The following is a 2,434-nucleotide window of genomic DNA, read 5'->3' on the forward strand; positions in this document are numbered from 1 at the left end:
CGTGAGCGCCGGCTTGACCACGCCCGACATGCGGCCCGAGACACGTTCCTTGTTGAGGTCGCGCCGCTTGCCGCCGTCGATCCTGATCCCTGCCGGCCTGACTTCCGGCTCCGGGGTTACTTTCGCCATTTCCGTACCTGCTGCCTGATGTAATTCCGACGTTCGGGGGAGAGGCGCGCATAAGCAGGCCTCCAATTCATGGGCGATGGCCACGGATAAACCATCTCTGGTGGATCGATCCGGTACCAGTTTCCGTCAGGATCGAAGAAATATCGGTAGGCGTCGGTGTCGTAGTTCCCGGCCAGATCGGCAAACAGAAGCTCGCAAACCGTGCCGCCCGGTTTCGCTTCGCACATAGGACGCCAAGGGTTTTCCGCGTCGTAGGCGTCGCGGGCTTTGCGCTCGGCAATCGTCATGCCGCCGCACCTCCTCGAAACAATTTGCTGTTGCGGAAATTTTGAGCAAAATGCTCGACGCTATGAAAACCACGCGCTTTCACAAACCGATCCGCATCCAACTTGGGCGAATTGACCGCGACCGGATCGTTGTCAGCCCGAGAGACGCGGCGGATATTTTGCTGCACGATTGGCCCGTAGCGGAGAACAAGAGGCGCGTTCGCGCGATGGAAGCGTGCCTTGCGGTCATCAAAGGCGGAAAGCCACCCAGCACCGCACGAACTGCCTTTATCGCCGCAGCAAAGGATGTTGGCATCTACCTCGGGGATTATGATCCTGCCTGAGTTCATGCCTGTGCCGCCGTGATGATGACGGGCAGCACGACATGCTTGACGCGCTTTTCCTTGGTCAGTTCGTTCGCAATCTCCTGCGCGTGAAATTTGCCGGGCGTCACGTCGATGAGATTGCCGGATGCCGTGTAGACGCCGAACCATGTTGCGGGCTTCGTGGTCATGCCGTTCCCTTTCTCTGGTCGAGAGCCGACCGGCAGGCAGGCGGATCGCCCATGATGGAGGCCGTGACGTTCTGCTCAACCCGGCGCGAGGGAACCGCAGCCACTCGCTGTTCGATTTCCGGCCGAAGCATGTCGGTCAGGTTGCCGCCTTGCGTCCGCTGTGCGTCCAGGTTGCGTTCGGTCGGCTGATTTTCCGTTTCATCAGAAGGGTTTGGTTGCGTCTTTGGTGCGTCCGTCTTCGTCGCGCGGGTCTTCCGGCACTTGCGGAACCAGACCGAAGCCAGCGCCCGCCACTTCGGAATCTTATGCGTCCGCCCGAACAGCTTGGCCTCGTCTTCGGCATCTACGATCATTTCGTTGATCGCCGTCGAGAGGTTTGGCCCGGTGATCTGGTCGCAGAACTCCTTGTCGTGCAGCAGGAGATCGACCGCCTGGATATGAATGGAGGCGATGGGCGAAAGGTCCGTAGCCGCCAGCACGTCAAGCACGATCCGCGCCCGCATTGCTCCACGCCGATTGACCAGAGCGGCGAGAGCGGCAACGGCAATGGTTTCCTTGGGCTTGTAGCGACCGCTGCCGGGAGTGCCCCGCAGGATCGTGACGCCTGCCCGTTCGCACACTTGCTCGATTGTGACGGCTTCAGGGTCACCGGCAACAACTGCCGCTTGGTGAAGCTGCAACTTCGTGACGCCGAGCCGATCGGTGTTGAGGCCGATGAAGGCTTCCGCCTGTGCCTCGACGCCAGCAGCCTCAACGATCTGCACCGGAATGCAATCGTTATCGGGATGGCTGGCGCAGGCGATTGCGGTGTGCTGACCATCGAGAACGAACAGCACAGTCTCACCGGCAAAATTTTCCGCATAGCAGCAAGTCGGAAGCTTGAACTTCGACCAATCGAAATTCTCGATGATGCGCCGAATCTGCTTCAGGCCGCGCTCACCGATGGACCGCTGATAAGCCGGATCCACATAGAGGCCGCGCGGGCTCACGTATTCCATAATCGGTTGCCCGGTTGGCGGCGTCCGAGGTTTCAGGCCAGCAATGGAAACCGGCTCTATCCGGCGAAGAGGATTGTTAGGCGCGCTCATGCGCATGAGCCTCCATTTGAAGGAATGAATTCGTCGTCGAGGTCCGGCGTCCACTTGGAGCCGACTGCGAGACATTCGTTGAAGATGAGCCGGCGAAAGACACTCATGAGCCGCCCCGCTTCCGCAGCGGAAAAGCCCGCCGCAAATAACCGGTCGTGATAGGACACAAGGGCGCGGGTCAGCACCCAATCGGCCTCTTTGTTGGTCCGTGCTTTCGAAAGCTGGTGAGCGACCCTGAATGCATGGCCCGACCTCTTTTCAGCAGGGAAGGCGATGACCGTGCAGGGCTGAGGGCTAAGCCGCATCGCTGCCTCCCTCCGTCTTGAGGCTGAGCGCCGCAGCCGTGTCATGCAGAAGGGCTTTGAACTCTGCCCGCTTGTCTGCCTTCGCTCGCGCTCTCGACGCTTGCCTGCCCGTGTGGGCGGCAGGCTGCGTCG

General features: G+C 60.5%; 5 protein-coding genes. 1 reads left to right on the forward strand and 4 read right to left on the reverse strand.

Features of this window, described 5'->3' with window-relative positions; all coding sequences use genetic code 11:
• Nucleotides 1-116: 116 nt before the first annotated feature.
• Entirely contained in the window at nt 117-416 is a 300-nt protein-coding gene (locus WBF74_RS00240) for a hypothetical protein (protein WP_424433655.1), read from the reverse strand.
• Nucleotides 417-478: 62 nt separating this feature from the next.
• Here WBF74_RS00240 and WBF74_RS00245 point away from each other — a divergent pair, with 62 nt between their 5' ends.
• The gene (locus WBF74_RS00245) at nt 479-739 is read left to right on the forward strand and encodes a DUF982 domain-containing protein (RefSeq protein WP_056243823.1); all 261 of its coding nucleotides are present in this window, start codon (nt 479-481) and stop codon (nt 737-739) included.
• 2 nt (nt 740-741) lie between these two features.
• On the opposite strand, the gene WBF74_RS00250 is transcribed toward WBF74_RS00245, so the two are convergent.
• Genes WBF74_RS00250 through WBF74_RS00260 form a run of 3 tightly spaced genes read right to left on the reverse strand, consistent with a single transcriptional unit; the run spans nt 742 to nt 2,302 of the window.
• Complete coding sequence (locus WBF74_RS00250; RefSeq protein WP_424433657.1) at nt 742-909, reverse strand: hypothetical protein; 168 nt, start codon at nt 907-909, stop codon at nt 742-744.
• Nucleotides 906-2,003, reverse strand: a complete 1,098-nt coding sequence (locus WBF74_RS00255; protein WP_424433659.1) for a hypothetical protein — start codon at nt 2,001-2,003, stop codon at nt 906-908. Before WBF74_RS00255 ends, WBF74_RS00250 begins: the two co-directional genes overlap by 4 nt.
• Nucleotides 1,994-2,302, reverse strand: coding sequence for a DUF6074 family protein (locus WBF74_RS00260; RefSeq protein ID WP_424433661.1), 309 nt, complete (start codon nt 2,300-2,302; stop codon nt 1,994-1,996). Before WBF74_RS00260 ends, WBF74_RS00255 begins: the two co-directional genes overlap by 10 nt.
• Nucleotides 2,303-2,434: the final 132 nt, after the last annotated feature.

Origin of the sequence: Parvibaculum sp. (genome assembly GCF_049672805.1) — a bacterium.
Taxonomy (GTDB): domain Bacteria; phylum Pseudomonadota; class Alphaproteobacteria; order Parvibaculales; family Parvibaculaceae; genus Parvibaculum.